This window comes from Paenibacillus sp. FSL H7-0323 (assembly GCF_038002725.1).
Lineage (GTDB): Bacteria > Bacillota > Bacilli > Paenibacillales > Paenibacillaceae > Paenibacillus_AQ > Paenibacillus_AQ odorifer.
Genome location: NZ_JBBODB010000001.1, coordinates 6,316,945 through 6,337,585 on the forward strand (window position 1 = coordinate 6,316,945; position 20,641 = coordinate 6,337,585).

General features: G+C 44.0%; 24 protein-coding genes. 14 read left to right on the forward strand and 10 right to left on the reverse strand.

Features of this window, described 5'->3' with window-relative positions:
- Nucleotides 1-966 (forward strand): NAD(P)H-dependent flavin oxidoreductase, encoded by a 966-nt coding sequence (locus MHH89_RS28235; RefSeq protein ID WP_076142180.1) that lies wholly within the window; start codon nt 1-3, stop codon nt 964-966.
- An 84-nt stretch (nt 967-1,050) separates the two neighbouring features.
- Here the strand turns inward: MHH89_RS28235 and MHH89_RS28240 are convergent, their stop codons facing one another.
- Nucleotides 1,051-2,145, reverse strand: coding sequence for a M24 family metallopeptidase (locus MHH89_RS28240; protein ID WP_076128106.1), 1,095 nt, complete (start codon nt 2,143-2,145; stop codon nt 1,051-1,053).
- 225 nt (nt 2,146-2,370) lie between these two features.
- On the opposite strand from MHH89_RS28240, the gene MHH89_RS28245 reads away from it, so the two are divergent.
- Together MHH89_RS28245 and MHH89_RS28250 are read left to right on the forward strand one after the other, a co-directional pair.
- Nucleotides 2,371-3,213 carry an SDR family oxidoreductase gene (locus MHH89_RS28245; protein ID WP_341088630.1) on the forward strand — a complete coding sequence of 281 codons (843 nt, stop codon included), beginning with the start codon at nt 2,371-2,373 and terminating at the stop codon, nt 3,211-3,213.
- A 25-nt stretch (nt 3,214-3,238) separates the two neighbouring features.
- Complete coding sequence (locus MHH89_RS28250; RefSeq protein ID WP_076128102.1) at nt 3,239-3,742, forward strand: GNAT family N-acetyltransferase; 504 nt, start codon at nt 3,239-3,241, stop codon at nt 3,740-3,742.
- Nucleotides 3,743-3,759: 17 nt separating this feature from the next.
- On the opposite strand, the gene MHH89_RS28255 is transcribed toward MHH89_RS28250, so the two are convergent.
- Nucleotides 3,760-4,104: a winged helix-turn-helix transcriptional regulator gene (locus tag MHH89_RS28255; protein ID WP_076128100.1), complete on the reverse strand. Its 345-nt coding sequence runs from the start codon at nt 4,102-4,104 to the stop codon at nt 3,760-3,762.
- A 91-nt stretch (nt 4,105-4,195) separates the two neighbouring features.
- On the opposite strand from MHH89_RS28255, the gene MHH89_RS28260 reads away from it, so the two are divergent.
- The 10 genes from MHH89_RS28260 (at nt 4,196) to MHH89_RS28305 (ending at nt 12,340) form a co-directional block, all read left to right on the forward strand.
- A complete protein-coding gene (locus MHH89_RS28260; RefSeq protein ID WP_036681837.1) occupies nt 4,196-4,456 on the forward strand; it encodes a YqkE family protein in 261 nt (86 codons plus the stop codon).
- Between the two features lie 228 nt (nt 4,457-4,684).
- On the forward strand, nt 4,685-5,632 hold the full coding sequence (locus MHH89_RS28265; RefSeq protein WP_036681839.1) for an ABC transporter permease: 948 nt from the start codon (nt 4,685-4,687) through the stop codon (nt 5,630-5,632).
- Nucleotides 5,633-5,634: 2 nt separating this feature from the next.
- Nucleotides 5,635-6,579 carry an iron chelate uptake ABC transporter family permease subunit gene (locus MHH89_RS28270; protein WP_036681842.1) on the forward strand — a complete coding sequence of 315 codons (945 nt, stop codon included), beginning with the start codon at nt 5,635-5,637 and terminating at the stop codon, nt 6,577-6,579.
- Nucleotides 6,573-7,328 carry an iron ABC transporter ATP-binding protein gene (locus MHH89_RS28275; RefSeq protein WP_036681845.1) on the forward strand — a complete coding sequence of 252 codons (756 nt, stop codon included), beginning with the start codon at nt 6,573-6,575 and terminating at the stop codon, nt 7,326-7,328. The genes MHH89_RS28270 and MHH89_RS28275 overlap by 7 nt, the downstream gene beginning before the upstream one ends.
- Nucleotides 7,329-7,450: 122 nt before the next feature.
- Complete coding sequence (locus MHH89_RS28280) at nt 7,451-8,455, forward strand: siderophore ABC transporter substrate-binding protein (RefSeq protein ID WP_282579687.1); 1,005 nt, start codon at nt 7,451-7,453, stop codon at nt 8,453-8,455.
- Between the two features lie 166 nt (nt 8,456-8,621).
- Nucleotides 8,622-9,125, forward strand: a complete 504-nt coding sequence (locus MHH89_RS28285) for a sigma-70 family RNA polymerase sigma factor (protein ID WP_341088632.1) — start codon at nt 8,622-8,624, stop codon at nt 9,123-9,125.
- A complete protein-coding gene (locus MHH89_RS28290) occupies nt 9,118-10,311 on the forward strand; it encodes an anti-sigma factor (protein ID WP_341088633.1) in 1,194 nt (397 codons plus the stop codon). Before MHH89_RS28285 ends, MHH89_RS28290 begins: the two co-directional genes overlap by 8 nt.
- 202 nt (nt 10,312-10,513) lie before the next feature.
- Entirely contained in the window at nt 10,514-11,020 is a 507-nt protein-coding gene (locus tag MHH89_RS28295) for a metallophosphoesterase family protein (protein ID WP_076128097.1), read from the forward strand.
- Between the two features lie 102 nt (nt 11,021-11,122).
- A complete protein-coding gene (locus MHH89_RS28300) occupies nt 11,123-11,584 on the forward strand; it encodes a GNAT family N-acetyltransferase (RefSeq protein WP_076185717.1) in 462 nt (153 codons plus the stop codon).
- 33 nt (nt 11,585-11,617) lie between these two features.
- Nucleotides 11,618-12,340 (forward strand): HAD family hydrolase, encoded by a 723-nt coding sequence (locus MHH89_RS28305; RefSeq protein WP_076142176.1) that lies wholly within the window; start codon nt 11,618-11,620, stop codon nt 12,338-12,340.
- 260 nt (nt 12,341-12,600) lie between these two features.
- On the opposite strand, the gene MHH89_RS28310 is transcribed toward MHH89_RS28305, so the two are convergent.
- A complete protein-coding gene (locus MHH89_RS28310) occupies nt 12,601-13,707 on the reverse strand; it encodes an FAD:protein FMN transferase (protein ID WP_341088634.1) in 1,107 nt (368 codons plus the stop codon).
- A 173-nt stretch (nt 13,708-13,880) separates the two neighbouring features.
- Nucleotides 13,881-14,813: a glycosyltransferase family 2 protein gene (locus tag MHH89_RS28315; protein ID WP_076128092.1), complete on the reverse strand. Its 933-nt coding sequence runs from the start codon at nt 14,811-14,813 to the stop codon at nt 13,881-13,883.
- Between the two features lie 236 nt (nt 14,814-15,049).
- On the opposite strand from MHH89_RS28315, the gene MHH89_RS28320 reads away from it, so the two are divergent.
- Nucleotides 15,050-15,772: a DsbA family oxidoreductase gene (locus MHH89_RS28320; RefSeq protein WP_076142179.1), complete on the forward strand. Its 723-nt coding sequence runs from the start codon at nt 15,050-15,052 to the stop codon at nt 15,770-15,772.
- A gap of 139 nt (nt 15,773-15,911) precedes the next feature.
- Here the strand turns inward: MHH89_RS28320 and MHH89_RS28325 are convergent, their stop codons facing one another.
- The 6 genes from MHH89_RS28325 to MHH89_RS28350 form a co-directional block, all read right to left on the reverse strand.
- On the reverse strand, nt 15,912-17,492 hold the full coding sequence (locus MHH89_RS28325) for an oleate hydratase (protein WP_076128088.1): 1,581 nt from the start codon (nt 17,490-17,492) through the stop codon (nt 15,912-15,914).
- A 157-nt stretch (nt 17,493-17,649) separates the two neighbouring features.
- On the reverse strand, nt 17,650-18,219 hold the full coding sequence (locus tag MHH89_RS28330; RefSeq protein WP_036681438.1) for a TetR/AcrR family transcriptional regulator: 570 nt from the start codon (nt 18,217-18,219) through the stop codon (nt 17,650-17,652).
- Nucleotides 18,220-18,239: 20 nt separating this feature from the next.
- On the reverse strand, nt 18,240-18,635 hold the full coding sequence (locus MHH89_RS28335) for a hypothetical protein (protein ID WP_076128086.1): 396 nt from the start codon (nt 18,633-18,635) through the stop codon (nt 18,240-18,242).
- A gap of 47 nt (nt 18,636-18,682) precedes the next feature.
- Nucleotides 18,683-19,204 (reverse strand): hypothetical protein, encoded by a 522-nt coding sequence (locus MHH89_RS28340; RefSeq protein ID WP_076128085.1) that lies wholly within the window; start codon nt 19,202-19,204, stop codon nt 18,683-18,685.
- A gap of 153 nt (nt 19,205-19,357) precedes the next feature.
- Nucleotides 19,358-20,338, reverse strand: coding sequence for an RluA family pseudouridine synthase (locus tag MHH89_RS28345; RefSeq protein ID WP_076128083.1), 981 nt, complete (start codon nt 20,336-20,338; stop codon nt 19,358-19,360).
- 101 nt (nt 20,339-20,439) lie between these two features.
- Nucleotides 20,440-20,628 (reverse strand): CLC_0170 family protein, encoded by a 189-nt coding sequence (locus MHH89_RS28350; protein WP_076185706.1) that lies wholly within the window; start codon nt 20,626-20,628, stop codon nt 20,440-20,442.
- Nucleotides 20,629-20,641: the final 13 nt, after the last annotated feature.

A 20,641-nucleotide genomic window follows, 5' to 3' on the forward strand; every position in this document is an offset into this window, starting at 1 on the left:
ATGAAATGGAACACCCGTATTACGGAGTTATTGCACATAGAATATCCTATTATTCAAGGAGGACTTGCTTATTTAGGTTATGCAGACCTTGCGGCTGCGGTTTCAAATATCGGTGGACTGGGTCAGGTCACAGCAATGAGTCTTCCGGATGCGGAGGCCTTACGTGCAGAAATACGTCGGGTACGAACACTAACGGACAAACCATTTGGTGTTAATTTTGCTATCGGCATGCATGGGATTGGTTATGAAGATCGGGTGCAGGTCGCCATCGAAGAGCAGGTTCCCGTGGTGAGCCTCACTGGAGGGAATCCAGCCCCTATACTGGAAATGTTACAGCCCACCGATATTAAAACACTCGTGCTCGTCTCCTCACGCAGACAAGCCCAAAAAGCTGAACAATTAGGGGCTTCTGCGGTTATTGTTGTTGGGCATGAGGGAGGGGGCCACTTAGGGCGTGACGATGTTGGAACCATGGTGCTCGTTCCCCAAGTGGTTGATGCGGTTAATATTCCTGTGATTGCTTCCGGAGGGATCGGAGATGGCCGTGGATGGATGGCTGCTCATGCACTTGGGGCTGAAGGAATCGAAATGGGCACTCGTTTCGTTGCTACAGTGGAATGTGTTCATGCGGCCGCGTCTTATAAAAAAGCTTTAGTAGAAAGCTCAGAGTCGGATACGGTTGTAATCAAACGTTCTATTGGAGCACCCGCACGAGTGTTACGTAGTGATTACATTGATCAAATTCTTGAAATCGAGCGCGTGACTCCGACCTATGAAGCATTAAAAGAATATATCAGTGGTGCAGCCAACAAGCGCTGGATCTATGATGATATCAAAGAAGAGGGCATCGGCTGGGCAGGTCAAGTGACAGGAATGATCCAAGATATTCCTACAGTCGCGGAGCTGATCGGCAGGATGGTGAAAGAGGCTAAGTTGGTTCGCGGGATGTGGGGAACACAGGTTTGAATTTAAAAAAACACAGAGCGGCGATTCTCTCATTATTGGAGGAATCGCTGCTCTGTGTTTTTGGCTGTGGCTTGTAATTCTTTTCTATAAATGAAGAATAGTCAGTTCCTTAGGGAAGCTTGTTAAGGTCTCTGCACCTTCAGCTGTAATAATCAGATCATCTTCGATACGTACACCCGCTAGTCCAGGCACATAAATTCCTGGCTCAACGGTGAACACATTGCCGATTTCGATAATGTCGTCGTTCTGTCCGTGAAGTGATGGATATTCATGAACATCCATGCCCAGTCCGTGTCCGACACGGTGTAAGAAATATTCTCCGAATCCAGCTTCTTCAATCACATCACGTGCAGCTTTGTCGACTGAGCCGAAAGGTGCTCCAGGATTGGAGGCAGCGATCCCAGCTTCGTTGGCAGCCAGCACAGTGTTATAGATAGTGACTAGCTTGTCGTCCACGGATTCAATAGCAAAGGTACGTGTAATATCAGAAGCATAACCATCGGCATACACCCCGATATCAAACATCAGGAAGTCGCCGGGTTGAATGACCCGGTTGCCCGGAACACCGTGAGGCAGGGCAGTTTTCGGACCAGAAAGCACCATAGTGTCGAAGGAAGGGCCGGAAGCGCCAACCTTTTTCATTAGATATTCTAGCTCCGCTACTAGATCGTTTTCTGTAACGCCTGTTTTTACGTGGGTAAGAACGCGGCGCAAGGCTTCCTCAACTAGCTCAGCGGCATGTTTCATGCGCTTAACTTCATCCGGGGTCTTTTTGGAGCGCATGCTGCGCAGCAATGGACCAATATCACTAAACCTTTCAGCTGGAACAGCAGCGGTTAGGTGCTCAAAACGGGCTACTGAGAAATGTTCTTTTTCTATGCCGAGAGTACCTAGCTTACTGCTGCCGAAACAATCTTTTAGCAGGTTATAGGGATTATCAGTGTCAGTGTGAGTTAGGATTTTGGTGACCGAAGAGGCTGCTTGAGCTGCTTCTGCATCCAATGCAGGCAGAATGAGCATAGGCTCTTCTCCGCGTATCAGCAGCAGACCCAGAAAACGTTCATGCGGATCGCTGGCGAAGCCGGTTAAGTAGTAGACATGCTTAGGATCTGTTACGAGCAGGGCATCCAGACCTTCGCCCGCCATTTGCTGCTCTAGGCTTGTCAGAGCATTATTCATAGTTGGTGTTCCCCTTTCAACTTCACGATTAGAACTGCAATATTCCTATTATAGATCAAAAATAGACCAGACGCACCTGACGAACTATAACTATCGTTGGCTAATCATGACATGAAGCTTTTCTTAACCCTACTAGTTGGTGTAACATATCTTTAAATATACTTCTCCTAAGGTTAGGCTGAAGCTTATTCGGGTACGGTTGTTGAGAGAGGAGTGATTCTTGCAATGAGAGGAACAATCGCACTTGTTACCGGAGCGAATTCCGGTATGGGGCTAGCCACAACAGTTGAACTGGCTCGCAAGGGAGCTAAAGTTATTATGGTTTGCCGTAATCGCCAGCGGGGAGAAGAAGCACTTGCTGCCGCCAAACAAAAGAGCCACTCCGAGGATATCGAGCTCATGTTGTGTGATCTGGCTTCACTTGAGAGCATTCGCAGCTTTGCTGAGGAATTCACTTCGAAATATCCTATGCTAGACATACTTATCAATAACGCCGGGGTAGTCACGATTAAGCGTCAGCTTACGAAGGACGGCTTTGAGATGGATCTTGGCGTAAATCATTTGGGGCATTTTCTACTTACCAATCTGTTACATGAGTCGTTGCAGGCAGCAGAGCAAGGCCGTATCATTGTGGTTGCCTCCGGTGCTTACAAGATAGGTGCGCTCCATTATGAAGATCCAACCCTCGCTCGCCGTTTTAATCCTGCAAAAGCCTATGCCCGATCCAAGCTAGCCAATATTCTGTTCACGCGGGAGCTGGCTTCGCGTCTTCACGGAACAAGGGTGACGGTGAATTGCCTGCATCCAGGAGCAGTGGGGACGAATATAGGTGTAAACCGGGAGACTGGTTTTGGCAAGTCGGTACTTAAGTTACTCTCATACTTTTTCTTAACACCTGAACAAGGTGCCGATACAGCGATTTATTTGGCTACAGATCCCGATCTTGGAGAGGTAACCGGTCAATATTATTATCGAAGAAAGATTAAACAACTGTCTCCCAGAGCGCAGAATACAATAGAGGCCGAACGGCTGTGGCAATGGAGCCAGGAGCAGGTCGGCCTGAGTTAATTAACACATTTGGAGGAATTAAGGGATGAATTGGGAGAACAGCAGAATTGAAGATGCAACATCTGCAGACTTAGCAGCTATTGTAGATATTTATAACTCAACGATTGCTGGGAGGATGGTAACTGCAGATCTGGAACCCGTTACTGTTGCAGATCGGGAGAAATGGTTTCTTGAGCATAATAGCCATCACCGTCCCTTATGGGTACTGAAGCAAGGAGATGAAATTGCTGCATGGTTCAGTTTTCAATCCTTCTATGGTCGTCCAGCGTATAATGCAACAGCAGAAATCAGTGTATACGTGAATGAAAAGTTCCGTGGTGGTGGTGCGGGCAGAATTCTTCTGACAGAGGCCATTGAGAAAGCCCCTAGTCTCGGAATTAAGAATCTAGTCGGCTTTGTGTTTGGACATAATGATCCAAGCCTTGGTTTACTGAAAAAGTTTGGTTTTGAAGAATGGGGAATGCTGCCTGGTGTGGCTGAACTTGACGGTATAGAGCGTGATTTAGTCATTGTCGGCCTTAAAATCTAATGCCTCAGATAAAACGCTTACATTTTGAGAGTTGAATTTAGATTATCGGTGTCACAATCGACCCATTCTTTGGACCAACTCTGTAAGTCTCGGATGACTGATTCCAGGGCAAGACCTTTATCCGTCAAAGAATATTGGATCCGCACGGGGGTCTCTGGGAACACTTCTCGAAGAACGATCCCTTCCTGTTCCAGCTCTTTGAGCCGTTCGGAGAGCAGTCTTCCACTGATGGGTAATGCCGCTTCAATTACATTGAAACGTTGGGGTCCTTGAAGGAGCTGGTAGATAATTAAACCAGTCCAACGCCTGCCGATAATATCCATACTTTTTTGTAGCCGGGGACATAAATCATTGGACTTCATAGGGCTCACCTCTTAGTAAACATTATAAACGAAAAGACCAATAACTTAAACAAATTCCAATTTAATTCAGTACTAGAAAGGATGATGGACAGTGGCTAAAAAAAAGAAAATGCCTACCACACCAAGAGCCGCTACGAATGATGGCCCTGCTACGTTAAAAGATCTGCTAAGCAGTGATGTTCTAGGAAAGCTGAAGGCGCAATCTGATGCGTTGAAAGCGGAGGAAAATGACCGTAAAGAAGCTGCCCGTAAGGCAGTGGAAGATCAGCGGAAGGCTGAGCAGAAGCGGTTGGATAATGATTTTGCACATCTGCTGGAGAACAGTAATCAGGATTGGAAGAAATATAAATAAATCCTATAGTTTAGCGCTAAAAATATGGCAGAGATTAAAGAGGCACCCGTTAGGGTGTCTTTTTTTAGGTAACTTAAGCAGATAAGCCTAAGTCTTAATTATTTTAAATTTAAGTATATGAAAGGGTTGACCCTCAAAGTGGGCTTAGGTATAATTTAAAACATTGCGAATGAAAATCATTATCATAAAAGCGCATTTGTAAACTATTAAACAGATAAGGAACAACTCATGAAACTAAAATATTTGTCCCTACTTCTAATAGTATTTTCATTTATATCTTTGTTTATAGGCGTTAAAGATATATCCCCATTAGATCTCTTTCATCTTACGGAATCTCAAGCACAGACCTTGCTGGTAAGCCGGATTCCCCGGTTAGCCGCATTGATTATCGCTGGAGTCAGCATGAGTATTGCCGGATTAATTATGCAACAGCTGTCACGCAATAAATTCGTCTCCCCGACTACGGCCGGAACGATGGATTCCGCAAAATTTGGTATTCTCGTATCCCTCATGTTATTCACAGGCGCAACGCCAATGCAGAAATTGCTGGTTGCTTTTGTTTTTGCACTATTGGGCACCTTTATTTTTATGAGAATCCTGGATCGGATCAAGTTCAAGGATAGTATTTTTATCCCGCTGGTCGGACTCATGTTCGGAAACATTGTAGGTTCGATTACAACATTTTTTGCGTATAAAAATGATTTGATTCAGAATATCTCGTCTTGGATGCTTGGAGATTTCTCAACGATTATCAAAGGCCAATACGAATTAATTTATATCAGCATTCCACTTGTCATCCTGGCGTATCTCTTCGCTAATAAATTTACGGTAGCCGGTATGGGCGAGGATTTCTCCGTTAATCTTGGCATGAATTACAAAGCGGTTGTCAACGTGGGATTGGTAATTGTAGCGTTAATCTCTTCTGTTGTCATTTTAACCGTAGGTACGATTCCATTTCTGGGTCTGGTAGTACCTAACATTGTAACGTTGTACATAGGAGATAACCTCAAAAAAAGTCTGGCGCATACAGCCATTCTCGGAGCGGTGTTCCTCCTGTTCTGCGATATTCTGGGCAGGCTCATTATCTATCCATATGAAATATCAATCAGTCTCACGGTAGGCGTCATCGGTAGTGGTCTGTTTATCTACTTGCTGATGAGAAGAAAGGCGAACTAGAGATGAAGACAAAACTAACTATATTATCTATAAGTGCTGTCGCCCTCATCGTCTTGTTTATGACGTATCATGCTTTGGGAAATTGGGACTACGTTCTGCCCAGCCGGGGAAGAAAGCTGGCGGCCATTCTGATTACCGGAGCTGTGATAGCTGTCTCTACCGTAGTTTTTCAGAGCATCACGAACAATCGTATTTTGACACCAAGTATTCTCGGGCTCGATTCCCTGTACATGTTAATCCAGACGTTCGGTGTATATGCCTTAGGTTCATCGAATATGACCTTTATGAATAAAAACATCAACTTCTTGTTCTCTGCGTGTCTCATGGTCCTGTTTTCAGGCGTATTGTATAAGCTAATGTTCCGTAGGGAAGGACAAAATATTTATTTCCTGCTGCTGGTAGGGCTAATCATGGGGACGATGTTCCAGAGCGCGTCTTCTTTTATGGAAGTGCTTATTGATCCGAACGAATTCCTGATTCTACAGGGGAAAATGTTTGCCAGCTTCAACAATGTCAGCAGTGACCTATTGATTCTCTCTACCATTGTTCTGACGCTAACTACGTTGTATTTCTTGCGATTTGTTAAGTATTTGGATGTTATTTCGCTTGGAAAAGATGAAGCCATTAATCTGGGCATCAATTATGACTATGTGGTCAAAAGGCTGCTAGTTATTGTATCTATCTACGTTTCGATCTCGACGGCTCTAGTGGGGCCAATCACTTTCTTAGGTTTGTTGGTAGCTAATGTGGGACACCAGCTGTTCCGTACCTATAAGCATGCCTATCTGATTCCTGGAACGATTCTGCTGAGCATTGTTGCGCTTGTCGGCGGGCAGTTCCTGGTCGAACGTGTTTTTGGATTCAATACTACGGTTAGTGTGATTATCAATTTTGCAGGCGGCGTCTACTTCGTCTATCTGCTGTTAAAGGAGAATAAGTCGTGGTAGAAGTTAAAAATTTAACCAAACGTTATGGCGGAGTAACCGTCGTTGATGATGTGTCCTTGTCCATCAAAAAAGGCGCAATCACCTCGTTTATCGGACCAAATGGTGCGGGTAAAAGTACACTGCTCTCCATGATCAGCAGACTTATCTCCAAAGACGCGGGAGAGGTGCTGATCGAAGGTAAGGAAATCGGTACCTGCAAAAGTAATGAGCTTGCTCGTAAAATATCGGTGTTAAAGCAGTCCAATCATATTAGCGTACGTCTCACTGTGAAGGAGCTCGTTTCTTTTGGGAGATTCCCGTATTCACAGGGGAAGCTGAGTCCGGAGGATCGGGCGTTCGTTGACGAAGCGATTGCTTACATGGATCTCCAAGAGATGCAGGATAAATATATTGATCAGCTCAGTGGAGGACAACGCCAGCGGGCATATATTGCCATGGTTATGGCTCAGGATACAGAGTACATTCTGCTCGATGAACCGCTCAACAACCTTGATATGAAGCATTCCGTCCAAATTATGAAGGTGCTTCGCCGTTTGGTGGACGAGAAGGGGAAGACGATTGTGCTCGTTATCCACGATATTAACTTTGCATCTTGTTACTCTGACTACATTGTTGCGCTTAAAAATGGAAGAGTAGCTTCCTCGGGTACAGCGGATGAAATTATAGATTCTGCAGTTCTTAAAGAGGTATATGACATGGACATTCCTATTGAAACTATAGGAGGCCGAAAAATCGGTGTCTATTTCTAAAAAGGTAACTATTACTATGCGGATATTATTATGACGTAACGTAAGAAGTGAAAGGCGCCAGCTTCTTAACGCATACGCGAATAATTCAAATAGCTTCACTATAAAAATTAGGGGTGAATACATTGAAGAAGAACTTATCTTTACTGATTATGACAGTATTTCTTGCGGTAATCTTGGCGGCTTGTGGCTCCAATAATGCAGCAACTTCAAATAACAACACAGCAGCGGCAGGCAATTCGGAAGCTACTACTGCACCAACAACGGAAGCTACTACAGCACCGACAGAGCTTACTTTCAAGCATGCGCTTGGCGAAACAACTATCAAAAGCAATCCGCAAAAAGTGGTTGTTTTTGACTTCGGTACACTGGATACGCTGGATAAACTGGGTGTAGAGGTGACTGGAGTGCCTCAAAGTAATGTACCGGCTTATCTCTCTAAATATAACGATGCTAAATATGAGAATGTTGGGGGTTTGAAAGAGCCTGACTTCGAAAAAATAAACAGTCTTTCTCCGGACCTGATCATCATTTCCGGCAGACAACAGGATTCTTATGAAGAATTCAGCAAAATTGCACCTACTCTGTATGTGGCTGTAGATAATGCAAACTACATGGAATCTTTTACGAATAACGTGAAAATGCTGGGTCAAATTTTTGGAAAAGAAGCAGAAGTAGAAACTGAGCTTGCGACTATCAATGATTCCATCAAAGCTTTGAATACGAAGGCAACAGCTGATGGCAAAAAAGCACTTGTTATTCTTGCGAATGAAGGAAAAATCAGTGCTTACGGTGCAGGTTCCCGTTTTGGGATTATCCATGATGTGTTCGGATTTGCACAGGCTGATGATAAAATTGAAGTATCCACTCACGGACAAAGCGTATCCTACGAATATGTAGCGGATAAGAATCCGGATTATCTGTTTGTAGTGGACAGAGATGCGGCTGTGAAGAGTGATGGCGGCGAAGCCGGCTCAGCTAAAAAAGCAGTTGAAAACGATCTAGTGAAGAACACAAATGCCTTTAAAAATGGTAAAATCATCTACTTGGATCCTAACTACTGGTATTTGTCCGGTGGCGGTTTAATATCCGTTAGCGAAATGCTCAAAGAAGTTGAAGTTGTTCTGTAAGCAGAGTAACTTGGTGAATTAAAAAGCCTGTTGGCAGGAGTAATACTCCTTGCCAGCAGGCTTTTTTCGCTTTTTTCCATGGAATTACTGGTATATTCATACTAGTTGCTAAATTTATCTGTAACTTTTCAGGCTGGGATACGTGGTTAGGTTAAGGGGGGAGTGCATGAAGCGAAAGTCATTGGATGAAATATATCAGATGTATGTGATGGATATTTACCGCTATTTGCGCTCCCTTTGTGGTGATCATTATGCGGCTGAAGATTTGATGCAAGAAACCTTTTATCGCGCTTATCTACATTTGGAGGATTGTAAAGAAGAGAAGATTAAGCCATGGTTGTTCCGTGTCGCTTATAACGCCTTCGTAGATTACAAGCGAAAGGAAGGCCGCAGTACAGTTCAGAGTGAGGATTATTTCAAAAAGCTTGCTCATCCAGATACCACAGAAAGCACACTGCTTCATCAGGAACGTTGGGAAGAGATGAGGATAGCAGTAGGTGAGCTACCGGACAATCAGAGAAATGCACTGCTGCTGCATGATTTTCATGGGCTGAGTTATCGGGAAGCATCGGACATTATGGATGTGGGCTTGTCCCAATATAAGATATTGATCTTTCGGGCCAGACAGAAGCTGCGTGAGGTAGAGCGGAGGAGAAATGAACATGAGTGAAGAGTTTAAGGAGAAGTTAAGAAGGTATGGTGAAGGCACTCTTGCTGATAAGGATAGGGATGAGGTTGAACGTGAGCTAGAGAAGATGGAAGCTTACCAGGCTTATCTGGATGAACTCATGAGTGAAGAAAAGCCGGCTTCAGATGAGGAGAAGAGCATAAAATTCGGAAAGGGTAAAAGAAACAGACCCGGTAAAGAAAAAAAGATCATCCGCCGGGGCAAGTGGAAAGCACGCATATCAAATACTTTGACGGTGATTTCTGCATTTTTGATTTTTTTGATCGTCAGCAGTATCATCACAGCGTTATTTTATGGCACTGGAGAAAGAGGAGAGACTTACCGTGATGTCGTTTCTTCCGCAATTGCTGTTTCACAGCCGAATACAATCGTCCATTTGAGTAGCGATTCCGGACCGTTTTTTAGTATGAATCTGCAGGGTGAAATAATAAAACAAATTGGTGATGCGCGGATTAATGTTGGAGATTATTCGATGAAGTTTCTATTAGGCTGGCCCAGAATATATAGTTATTCATGGACATATGAACGCAGTGGGACAGGTAATTACTTTATCTATCCCACTGAGAACCAGTCTGCAGAAAATAGGATGGATGACAGCAGTGACTGGGAAAAACTAGAAAAGCTCCCTGAAGGTACGGTAGGAGAAGCCTATTTGTCTTTTGAACAATTTTTTACGACAGATGAGCTATTGAAGAAGTTTCAGCATAAAAATCTTGAGCTTTTATGGTTCGCAGCAGATACAGGTCCAAGGACACAAGAGCCAGTAATAAATGATCCCTTAGGATTTCCAAGTACGCCCATCTGGCATGCCGATGATATGAAGGTGACACAAGAGTCAAAGAAAAAGTGGGGTTGGTTTGGAGGGGTGACTAGCCGCACGAGTGTTTCTCCATCTGTTGACTCATATGGGGATGGTGAACTTCGTAATGCGAACTTCCTTAAGACACTGCACTTAATGCAGGAGCATAAATCGATCGCCAACAAGGTAATTCCGTTTATTGATCTGGATGACTCCATTAGTTATCTGGAGAAGAACGGAGTTAGGCTGTATGGAGCTGTCGTAACCGGTCCGGTTAAAGAACTGCTCAAGTTAAAGGAAGAAAAATGGGTCAGTAATATTCATGTTGAAGAAGTAAGATTATGGAATTGGCAGGATAGAGAGAACTGAGTTGGGATGCTAAATACTGTAGAAGGTAGTAAGCATAAATGATTTCTTTGGAATTACTTTATGGCAGCCGGATATGCCCTGTGTTAGTGGGGTGTACCCGGCTTTTCTGTGTGGGAGAAGTCACAGAGCTTGCTTCTCGTTTAAGCAAATCGTACAATTATTTGAATATGAGATGAGTATGATAGATTAGGAGCTGAGTTATATGAAAGTAGGCGTGGTATCAGATACACATATGACAAGAATGGCTAAGTCTCTGCCCAAAGCACTTGTTGCTGAATTCCGGAATGTAGACTTGATTCTGCATCTTGGAGATTGGGTGAGTATGGGAATCTACGATTTGTTGGCTGAATTGGCTCCAGTGGAAGGGATTGCTGGGAATAACGATGGAATAGAGATCATCGAGCGTTTCGGGGAGCGTAAGCTGCTAACGCTTGAGGGAGTCCGGATCGGAATGGTCCATGGTCATACGCCACACTCCCGCAAAGGAACGGACGGGAATGCGCTGCTTGCTTTTGCGAACGATAAGGTGGATTGTATTTTATTCGGTCATTCGCATCAGCCTTTATTGCGGGAAGAGAATGGGATTCTGCTCTTTAATCCAGGATCGCCAACGGATAAACGACGTGAGAAACTGTATTCCATCGGAATTTTGGATATCGAAGAGGGTAAAGTCAGTGCCCGGCATGTGTTCTACGATTCCAAAGAATAAGAATAATTGTCCAAATGATCTGGCGTTCGCTCCATGGTGCACGGTACGGCTGAAATATACAATAACGTTAAAACGGCCCAAGCCGGAAAGTGAGCGTTGAGGATGAACAACTATCGTATTGAACGTGTGATCTATGATGATTTGGAACGGCTTATCCCATTGTTTGATGAGTATCGGGTATTTTATGGGGCAGTCTCTGATCTGGATGGTGCGCGCGCTTTTTTATCAGATCGATTGAAGCTGAACGATTCGGTAATCTTTATTGCGGTGGAGGGAGAAGGCGAGGAGAAACGAGCGTGGGGCTTCACCCAGCTCTATCCCTCTTTTTCATCGGTCTCTATGGAGCGTCTCTGGATATTGAATGATCTATATGTAACTACGGAACTGCGAGGTCATGGGCTCGGCTCCAAGCTGCTGGAAAGTGCCAGAGCTCATGCGCTCGCAACGAATACGAAGGGCTTGTCCCTTACAACAATGACGGCGAATGTGGGGGCACAGCGTTTATATGAAGCGCATGGCTACATTCGGGATGATGATTTTTATACCTATAACCTTTTTTTCTAAAGCTAGAGAGAAAGACGAGTAAGGGGCGTTAAAGTGGATACAAGTAATAAGCTGGCAATCTTTTTTGACCTTGATGATACCTTATATGATCATTTGATTCCTTTTAAAGAAGCGGTGCGTCAAGTACTTAAACCGGATGAGAGCAGTCTGGACTTTGCGGAATTATTTTATAAAGTAAGACATCATAGTGATGTATTATGGCCTATGTATTTACGTGGAGAAATTCCGCTGGAGGAGACTAGGGTACGCCGATTGGAGCTTGCTTTTGCAGAGTATGGTTTACAGCTCGATCGTGATCAAGCCACGGCGGTACAAGCGGCTTACATTGGCCGTCAGTACACCATACAAATGATAGATGGAGTCCGGGAGCAATTGGAAAGGTTCATTACTGCTGGTCATAAAGTAGGCATCATTACGAATGGACCCAAAGATCATCAAATGAAAAAGATTCGCGGATTAGGTCTGGATCAGATGATCCCCGAGGAGATGATTTTTATTTCTGACGCTGTAGGTCTGGCCAAACCAGATCCGCAACTCTTTTTGCATGTGAATCAGAAGTCTGGCACTTCACCAGACCATTCACTTTATATAGGTGATACCTGGGCTAACGATGTAGTAGGAGCGCTTGCGGCTGGCTGGAAGGTCTGCTGGTATAATCCGAGAGGCAGACAGCCGGCTACGGATCATAAGCCTAGTTATATTTTCACGAATTATAAGGAATTTAGCGAGTTGCCTTTGGTGCTGCAAAAATCTTGATCGGGAATTAATTAGGGAAAACCTCCCTGAAATTAATCGATTAAAGCGCGAAATGGAGGTTATTGGGGAATTCCTCCCTAATAAAACCTAAATAAGCACGGTTATAGCCATATTCGGGTGATTTTTAGGGAGGAATTCCCTGATTATCAGGCTGCTGGGCGATGAATATCCCTCAGCCACGCCAAAGAACCTTTATCCACAACAAAAGAGCTTGCCTCCCAAAGCCAATAATGGCTTTATGGGGGCAAGCTCTATTTCATTTAATCAGCGAAGCTGTACGTAGGGTCAGTCAGATTCATTCTTTCTTTAATGCCTGGTGTGGCGTAGATTTTGTTGTCATCGGTAATAAAGAAAGCTTCTACATCTTCAGGTAACGACTCCAGATATTTCATGCCTTCTTCGATCCCCATCAAGAATACCCCAGTGGACAAAGCGTCCGCATCTGTTGCATTAGGGCTCATAATGGTCAAGCTTTTGAGACCGTTCTGAGAAGGGTAACCTGTGCGTGGATCAAGAATATGGTGGTAACGAACATTGTCTTGCATAAAATAACGTTCGTAAACACCAGAAGCATCGATGACCTCATCTGCGATTTTAATCGTTCCTAGCTGTGTGCCGCGGCTTTGGTCAGGGTCTTGCAGACCAATATTCCAATCCGTTCCGTTTGGTTTCGTACCTAACGCAATAATACTGCTGCCGCCGAGGTTGATCATTGCACTGTTAAGGCCTTGCTCTTTTAAATAATCAGCGATACGGTCAGCAGCATACCCTTTGCCGATACCTCCAAGATCCAGTACCATATTTTCCTTCAGTAGCTTCACGGTCTTAGCAGCTTCGTCAATTTCAACGTCCCTGTAATTGGTTAGGCTCTTGGCTGCATCGATAGCTGCTGGATCAGGGACTTTATCCCCGCCACTACCGATGTTCCAGAGGTCGATCAGCGGACCAATCGTGGGATCGAATAGCCCGTCCATTTCTTTTGCATATTGCACCGATTGTTTTACAACATCTAAGGTCTCTTCCGAAACGACAACCGCTTCTTTTCCTGCTGCTTGATTGACTGCGTAAACCTCGCCGCCTTCTTTTGTACGGCTAAGCTCCATATCCATTCGCTCCAGCATTTGCTGGATATCATCCATATTTTTTTGGGCTACATTTTCTCCGAACACTTTGATATTCACGACCGTGTCATAGATATAAAAGGTCTGTGAGAGTGACTTGGCTTCGCCTTTTCCTGAAGCTGTTGCGCCACCCGGTGTTTCCGTCGCTTTCTCATCCTTATTTTTAGTAATTAGCCAAGCGCCGACAGCTATGACGACGATGAGGATAACAACGAGGATCAACGTCGTTTTTTTGTTCTTGAACATATTCCACCATCCATAAAGTTAGTTTCTAAAACACATTATCACTATCATACCCTAGATCAGAAGTTGATGGAAATTAATTTCATGGCATATTTAGGTACAACTCCGTCTGCACGAAAAAAAAGCCCCGCAATCTGATTCGGAGCAACGCTGTGGATATAGAGGTAACTATTAAGCTAATCTAGCATGTATTCACGGTATTTGTTTTTACGAGGATTCATTACGAAAAGGATTCCCTTGGCATAACCGCTAACGGCTTTGAAATTTCGTTTGAGAGTTTCTTTGCCTGTCAGACAGGTTAACGTCCAGATCAATGCGGCATAATTCATAGGGGGTGCTTTACGTAAGTTGAGCAGATAATAATGATTGATGGCAGTAGCTCTTGCAACAACGCCCGCCTTATCCCGAGAACCCGGCGACTCATGATGAATGATTTTCATAGCCGGGTTAATGACAAGCTTGCCATAACGGCTAGCCAAATGGGACAAGTAAATATCCTCGGCAATGGAGTAACTTGTCATCCAGGGATAGGGTTTCATATCTTGTAATGCTGAGCGCCGGAATGACATATTACAACCGTGAAAAAAATCTGTCTCAAAAACCTGCTCCTTCTCTCCCCAGAGGTATAGGGAGCCTGCAAACATGCTTGGGGATAATCTGCCCGGGGATCCGGACATTTGTCCGGTCAGCATGCCAAACAGCCGGCCCGGTTTGCTGCTGCGCATGCCTTTAGCAACCCCGCCTACACCGACAATTGAATCGTCCGCTGCATAAGTATCAAGTAATCGTCGAATATATAAGGAATCATCTAATTCTGCATCATCGTCTAAATGAAGCACAATTTCAGCATTTACTAGTCCAAGTGACTCATAACGGGAAAGCCAGAGACCCGGATTAGTCTTACGATGATATCGAAACTCAGCCTGTGGCAATTTGTTCAGTATGTTACGATAATAGGTTAATCTTTCTACAGGAATCTCACCGTCATCTACAATCCAGAGCTCGATGGAGACATTCTCTAGCTGTGTCTGCTTGCTTATAGATTCTATGCACACTGTAAGGTCGTTTATACGGTTACGGGTAGGTATCACTATAGATACATCATGCATATGGGGATCTCCCTTCGGAATGTCTGGTGTTAACTTCATTCTATCTGCCCTGAAGGGGAGCGTATATACCACTTTCGTTTACTTTTTGCTTTAGCATTCACGTCTATAAATGTTATTTTAATAAAAGTTAAGTTTGTAATTTTGAGTTTTTAACTATATAATAGTAAGCGACGTATATTTAGTTATTGCTCTTATATAACAGCTACAAATTATCAATAATATTAGGAGGTTTTTTCGTGAGAATAGATATCTGGTCCGATTATGCATGTCCTTTTTGTTATATTGGCAAAAGACGGTTGGAGAATGCGCTCAGCCAATTTCCGAACCGTGATCAAGTAGAGGTAGTATTCCGTAGCTTTCAATTGGATCCACATGCAGAGGTAAGTACAGACAAGAGTATTCATGAGCTGTTGGCTACCAAATACGGGATGACCGTCGAAAAAGCAAAAGCAATGAACGCACAACTAGCGGAGCAAGCTAAAGATGTGGGTTTGGAATTTAATTTTGATACAGTGAAGCATACCAACACTTTTGACAGTCACCGACTGAGTCATTTTGCAAGCACAAAGGGAAAAGGCGCAGAAATGTCCGAACGTCTGCTGCGCGCCTACTTTACGGATTCATTAAATCTTGGAGATCGCAGTGTACTGGCTTCACTCGCTGCTGAAGTAGGTCTGGATCAAGCGGAAGCTGCGGCAATGCTGGAAACGGATGCTTTTGCGAATGAGGTTAATGGCGATATTGAAGAAGGAAGCCGTCTTAATATTACCGGTGTACCTTTCTTTGTATTCAACAATAAATATGCTTTATCTGGTGCACAACCAGGTCCTGTATTTACAGAGGTACTGGATACTGTGTGGGCGGAGGAACAAGCAGGGCCAACATTACAAGTGGTTGGTAAGGGGAATTCTGAAGTATCCACCGATGATGGCTGCGCAGATGGATCTTGCAATATTTAAAGTTTAGATTCGAGTAAAACAAAAGAGCTGAGGGAGCCCTCAGCTCTTTTTTGTTTCGATAAAACTGTTCTTTTGTTGCTTCCCACACTCAAAAACAAGCGCTCCCGATATCCGGAAGCGCTCGCTGCTGATTGTTGTTTTATCTGAAAGATGTAACAAAGCTTGAGAATAGTGTACGTACATCGTATTGATATTGGTTGATTGGCTCGATAGGCCGTTCGATACCAAGTAGAGTATATACCGCAATTCTCGCTGCTCTCACGGAGTATTCTTCAGTGAATACAACGTCATCTGGAATTTCACAGAATTGTCCAATAAAGGCCAGGTTCGTGGAACCCTCAGGGACAACTTTTGGTCTGTCACTATTGAGTCTAGGCATGAACTGTGAAGTGATATAAGGCATCATGCAAGGAATACAGTTGGCGGTAGCCATGATCTCGTCCTTATGTTCTTCAAAGTGAAGATGACCGATCAATTCTTGCATGATTTCTTCGCCGGTACAATCACACATTCTCTTTTTCACGAAATCCCCAACTTTGTCTGGATACAGTCCGTAACCCCAGAACACTTTAACATGCTCAGGTTGATTGCGGAAATGCGGTTGGTAGGCCAGTACAACGGACATAAACCAGCTCGAATCCTTGAATGTGACCAAAGCGCCTGTGCCGGCACGGTTACGTGTGAAATTTTCCATCAGATCGAAGAATTTGGAGTCATGGAAAGTTACAGTAAAGGACTCCCATTTCGAACCGTCTACATGATCATCGAACGAAGAAGGATTGCCAAGACTTGGTTTCTTGGAAGCGATGTTTTCCCATAATTTCCACGAGCTTCCCTTGCCGTTAAGGCGTGGAGCAGAAGTCATAGAACCAAGGCTGGAGCCTTCGGTCATAGAACCGTTTGTGATAATCACAAGATCATCTTCTTTTACATCAATCACATCTTTGACACCTTCGCGCACTACATTCATTTGGGTTACGGTAATTCCGTCACCTTTTTTGAACTGCAGATCAGTCACTGTACATTTCAGTGTGAAATCGACACCAAATGGTTCAAGATATTTGTGCAAAGGCAGAATGATGGAATCATATTGGTTATAAGGAGTGCGGGTTACACCTTCCAGTGTTTGAATTCTTGGGAATTCATGGAAGAAACGGAGCATATATCTTTTAAACTCTACAGCACTGTGCCAAGGTTGAAATGCAAAAGTAGTAGCCCACATATACCAGAAGTTAGTTGTGAAAAAGTGAGGGGCGAACCAGTCGTTGATACGCGCTTTCCCCATTTTATCTTCTGGTGTAATAATCAGCTTGCCCATAGCGAGACGATCAGCCATATCAAAACCCATGGACAATACATCTTCTACTTTGCCGTCTTTATTTACTAGTCTGGCGTTTGAGTGTGTTGGATTAGCGGTATCAAAAGCAATAATTTCATCCCGCACAGACAACCCCGGACGGTCGACAGAAGGAATCGTTGTTAATAGTTCCCAGAGATTTTCATAAGCTTCATCGTTGAGCATACGGCCGCCGCGGACAACGTAACCATGTTCAGCGTCACCTGCGCCGTCATTGCTACCACCAAGAATCTTCATCTCTTCAATAATGTGAATGTTTTGTCCCGGAAAATCACAGTCTCTGACCAGGTAAGCAGCGCCCGCTAGGGATGCAATTCCGCCACCGACAAAATAAACCTGTCTATTACCGTACTCTTTTTTCACAATGGTCGCCTCCAAGTAGTTGTTTAAATAATCACACTCTTAATGTAAACCAACTCCTATTTTGAAGGTATAATCAAACTCTTTAGAGTGTCTGGATTTTTGTCATTATGGGTGATCTGTCTAGTTTTTAGACAAAAAAAACCGCTGCAACCAAAGGTTACAACGGATGGTTCTCATATTTGTGTAAAGCTTTCAGAAAATTTCCTTCAATTAGATCACTTAGCTTCTCAATCATATGGTGCGGTTGTTCCTTCATGCCTTCTCTCATCCACTGAATGATTAGGCCTGTGAAGGCGAGCGTATAGAAATTGGCTATAAAATGCTTGTCTTCTTCGCAAACCTCCATCCCGGAGGACAGCTCGTTTATAACCCCCATGATGAGATCGTTTGTCACCTCGTACAGATATGCATCCAGGTGATTTCTGCCTAGTGAATTTAGCGTGTTACAGCAAAAGGATTTATTCCGCTCAATATAGCAGAAGATTCTATAAAAACCGTCCGTCCAAGTGCTGTAGCTGCGATACTGGGCGAGGCTTTCGACAGCCTCAGTCTTATAGATCCAACCTAGCAAATCAAATATATCCTGAAAATGATAATAAAAGGTTTGTCTGTTTAGTCCGCAATGGTCCACTAGTTGTTTAACAGTAATTTTATTGAGCGGTGTATGCTCCATTAGTTCTTTTAAAGAATGGGACAATGCATTTTTGGTTAGAAAAGAATTGGACAACAGCGTTTCACCTCTTCCATTCAAGACTTCGATGCTCGCGTATACAGCAGACGAATACCTTCCGCTAATAAACCCAGTGCAAATCCGGCACATGAAAATAAGGAAAATGCGAGGAAGCCTGCGAGATCCTCCCAACCGGACATCTCTTTGTAGGTGTAGCCCAGCATAAATGCCGCGCCTATGATTATTCCCGCCGTACTAAATACCCAGAGCAGACGTGCTCCGAGCCAGCCTAAAGTGTTGACGATGCCTGCCACTACTACGGAAAAAAGAGCAAAGCGCAGTAAGAGTGTGGTATCCATTTCTTGGGCCAGCATCACAAATCGGTGCAGAGGGAAGAGAAGCCATAGCAGAATGGCATAAACGGTCATCCAGAGAAACCAACTTTTACTTTTGGTAGCAGGCAGGAATTTCATTTCATGCACACCTCTTTTCCCATAGTTCGAACGTTAAAAAGTAGGAATTATACCGTGAAGGATTCCAGTTCTTCCGCACTTTGCAGCAGGTGGCTTAGCAGGTTTGGAATGTCCTCCATTTGTTCTTCTGTAAGTTGTCTTTTGAATTGTAGCTCGATGCAGTTATTGTAAGTTTCACTTTCCTGGCCATATATGAAGCTTAAAGATTGCACAGGCTGGAAATCAGGTCCCCAGATCGCTTTTAGAATACTGTCTATCGCCTGACATTCGTTAGGAATATCTTCGACTTCCATATAAAAACGAAGTGAAAGATTACAGCCGGGATCCGTATTAGGAACCTCCATGATTTCATCGCTGAGATCTTTCGTGGTCGAAGTGAGCAGGATTTCGGCGGTTACTTTCCTGCCTGCAGTTAATTGGAAGGAGAGACTGAACTCTCTGGACATCAGCGCCATATTCAGAAGGTCGGAGCGATCCGTAACCACCAGTATTCCGTCTAAATTATCGTAGTCATAAATCTGGTTCTCAAAGGCGATCTTAATATTATCGAAAACAGTAGGATGGAACAATAAGGGCACCTTCTTTGTTTATTTATATTGTAACATGATGTGATAGGAAGTTAAAAAAAGACGCCCAGGACCAAATGGACCGGGCATCTTGTGTAGAAGTTACGGCTTCCCATAAGCGGGAAGGCTCGTCAGTCGTGGGTATACGTTCAATTCTTAGTTTGTAGGCGCAGGCGCAGTATATTTCAGGAACGTCTTCGGAATCGGGCTCTCAAAGGTCATCAGTTCTCCAGTGGTTGGATGAATAAAAGAGAGCACTCGAGCATGTAGGCCAAGTCTCCCTACCGTTTTGGTCTCTGCCCCATACTTCTTGTCACCTGCGATAGGGTGGCCGATATCTGCCATGTGCACCCGAATCTGATTTTTTCGTCCGGTTTCGAGTTTAACCTCTAGCAAGGAAAAATGGCGGTTAGCCTGAATAAGTTTATAATGTGTAATTGCATGTAGTCCATCGCCTTCATGAGGACTGGAATACATTTTAAGGGTTGAGGTTTCTTTGAGCCAAGAGCTTATCTTGCCTTCAGGTCTTTTAACCGCGCCTTCGACGAGCGCTACGTAAGAACGTTCCTTCACAGTATCTTTCCACGTAGTTTGTAATGCCTGCTGAATCCGTTCGCTTTTGGCAAACATCATTACGCCTGAAGTATCTCTGTCCAAACGGTGTACGACAAAAATCCGATTTTTTGGATTGCTAACACGGACATGCTCCATAAGCTGGCGGTAAGCCGTCAATTCATTTTCTTCCGCAGTGGCGATAGATAGCAGTCCAGCATCCTTTTGAACAATGATCAGATCTTCATCCTCATGAACGATTTTAAGTCCGATCATCTCTGCTGTTTGTACAGGCTTCTCTTGATCAATAGTAACGTTTTGACCCGGATGCAGTTGGAAATTATGCTGTGTAACTACCTTATCATTCACCGACACTTGTCCACGCGATAGGATGGATTTAATCGCATTTCGTCCGCGACCCGTGACGTGGGTGAGTAAGAAGGGCAACAGTTCAGAAGGTTCATTTACAGTAAAAGACTTGGGTGCTGCGGTTGTTTTAGTTTTATGGTTAAGCTTGCCAGTAGGCTTGCTGTGAGAACGAGTACCTCTTTTGGCTGTTTCTTTAGGATTTCTTCTTGAGTTCATGGATGCATTCTCCGTCCTTTAATATTGTACTCCTCAATATACCATGGGCTGTGAAGAAATACTATGGAGAGGGCAGGCTTGCTGGTTTGGTTTGTAAATGCTCATAGATAGAACAGCTGGGCTAATCCAAGAAGCAGGAATAAACCGAGATATACCCAGCCTAACACGCGGGCATATTTTTTTTCCCGGTGCATAGCATTGACTGCATATATTTTAGTATCCACAGTAAGCAACAGAACACTGGAGATCAGCAGCGCAACAATTACGTAGGTTAGCTGGTGATAGAGCATAGTAGAGCCTCCC

What these genes read in the sequence shown, in the direction of transcription:
- MHH89_RS28240 (WP_076128106.1), bottom strand. Translation starts at nt 2,145, where the DNA reads ATGAATAATGCTCTGACAAGCCTAGAGCAGCAAATGGCGGGCGAAGGT.
- MHH89_RS28350 (WP_076185706.1), bottom strand. Translation starts at nt 20,628, where the DNA reads ATGCTCTATCACCAGCTAACCTACGTAATTGTTGCGCTGCTGATCTCC.
- MHH89_RS28310 (WP_341088634.1), bottom strand. Translation starts at nt 13,707, where the DNA reads ATGTTCAAGAACAAAAAAACGACGTTGATCCTCGTTGTTATCCTCATC.
- MHH89_RS28335 (WP_076128086.1), bottom strand. Translation starts at nt 18,635, where the DNA reads ATGAAATTCCTGCCTGCTACCAAAAGTAAAAGTTGGTTTCTCTGGATG.
- MHH89_RS28295 (WP_076128097.1), top strand. Translation starts at nt 10,514, where the DNA reads ATGAAAGTAGGCGTGGTATCAGATACACATATGACAAGAATGGCTAAG.
- MHH89_RS28300 (WP_076185717.1), top strand. Translation starts at nt 11,123, where the DNA reads ATGAACAACTATCGTATTGAACGTGTGATCTATGATGATTTGGAACGG.
- MHH89_RS28245 (WP_341088630.1), top strand. Translation starts at nt 2,371, where the DNA reads ATGAGAGGAACAATCGCACTTGTTACCGGAGCGAATTCCGGTATGGGG.
- MHH89_RS28285 (WP_341088632.1), top strand. Translation starts at nt 8,622, where the DNA reads ATGAAGCGAAAGTCATTGGATGAAATATATCAGATGTATGTGATGGAT.
- MHH89_RS28250 (WP_076128102.1), top strand. Translation starts at nt 3,239, where the DNA reads ATGAATTGGGAGAACAGCAGAATTGAAGATGCAACATCTGCAGACTTA.
- MHH89_RS28270 (WP_036681842.1), top strand. Translation starts at nt 5,635, where the DNA reads ATGAAGACAAAACTAACTATATTATCTATAAGTGCTGTCGCCCTCATC.
- MHH89_RS28290 (WP_341088633.1), top strand. Translation starts at nt 9,118, where the DNA reads ATGAGTGAAGAGTTTAAGGAGAAGTTAAGAAGGTATGGTGAAGGCACT.
- MHH89_RS28345 (WP_076128083.1), bottom strand. Translation starts at nt 20,338, where the DNA reads ATGAACTCAAGAAGAAATCCTAAAGAAACAGCCAAAAGAGGTACTCGT.
- MHH89_RS28265 (WP_036681839.1), top strand. Translation starts at nt 4,685, where the DNA reads ATGAAACTAAAATATTTGTCCCTACTTCTAATAGTATTTTCATTTATA.
- MHH89_RS28315 (WP_076128092.1), bottom strand. Translation starts at nt 14,813, where the DNA reads ATGCATGATGTATCTATAGTGATACCTACCCGTAACCGTATAAACGAC.
- MHH89_RS28255 (WP_076128100.1), bottom strand. Translation starts at nt 4,104, where the DNA reads ATGAAGTCCAATGATTTATGTCCCCGGCTACAAAAAAGTATGGATATT.
- MHH89_RS28235 (WP_076142180.1), top strand. Translation starts at nt 1, where the DNA reads ATGAAATGGAACACCCGTATTACGGAGTTATTGCACATAGAATATCCT.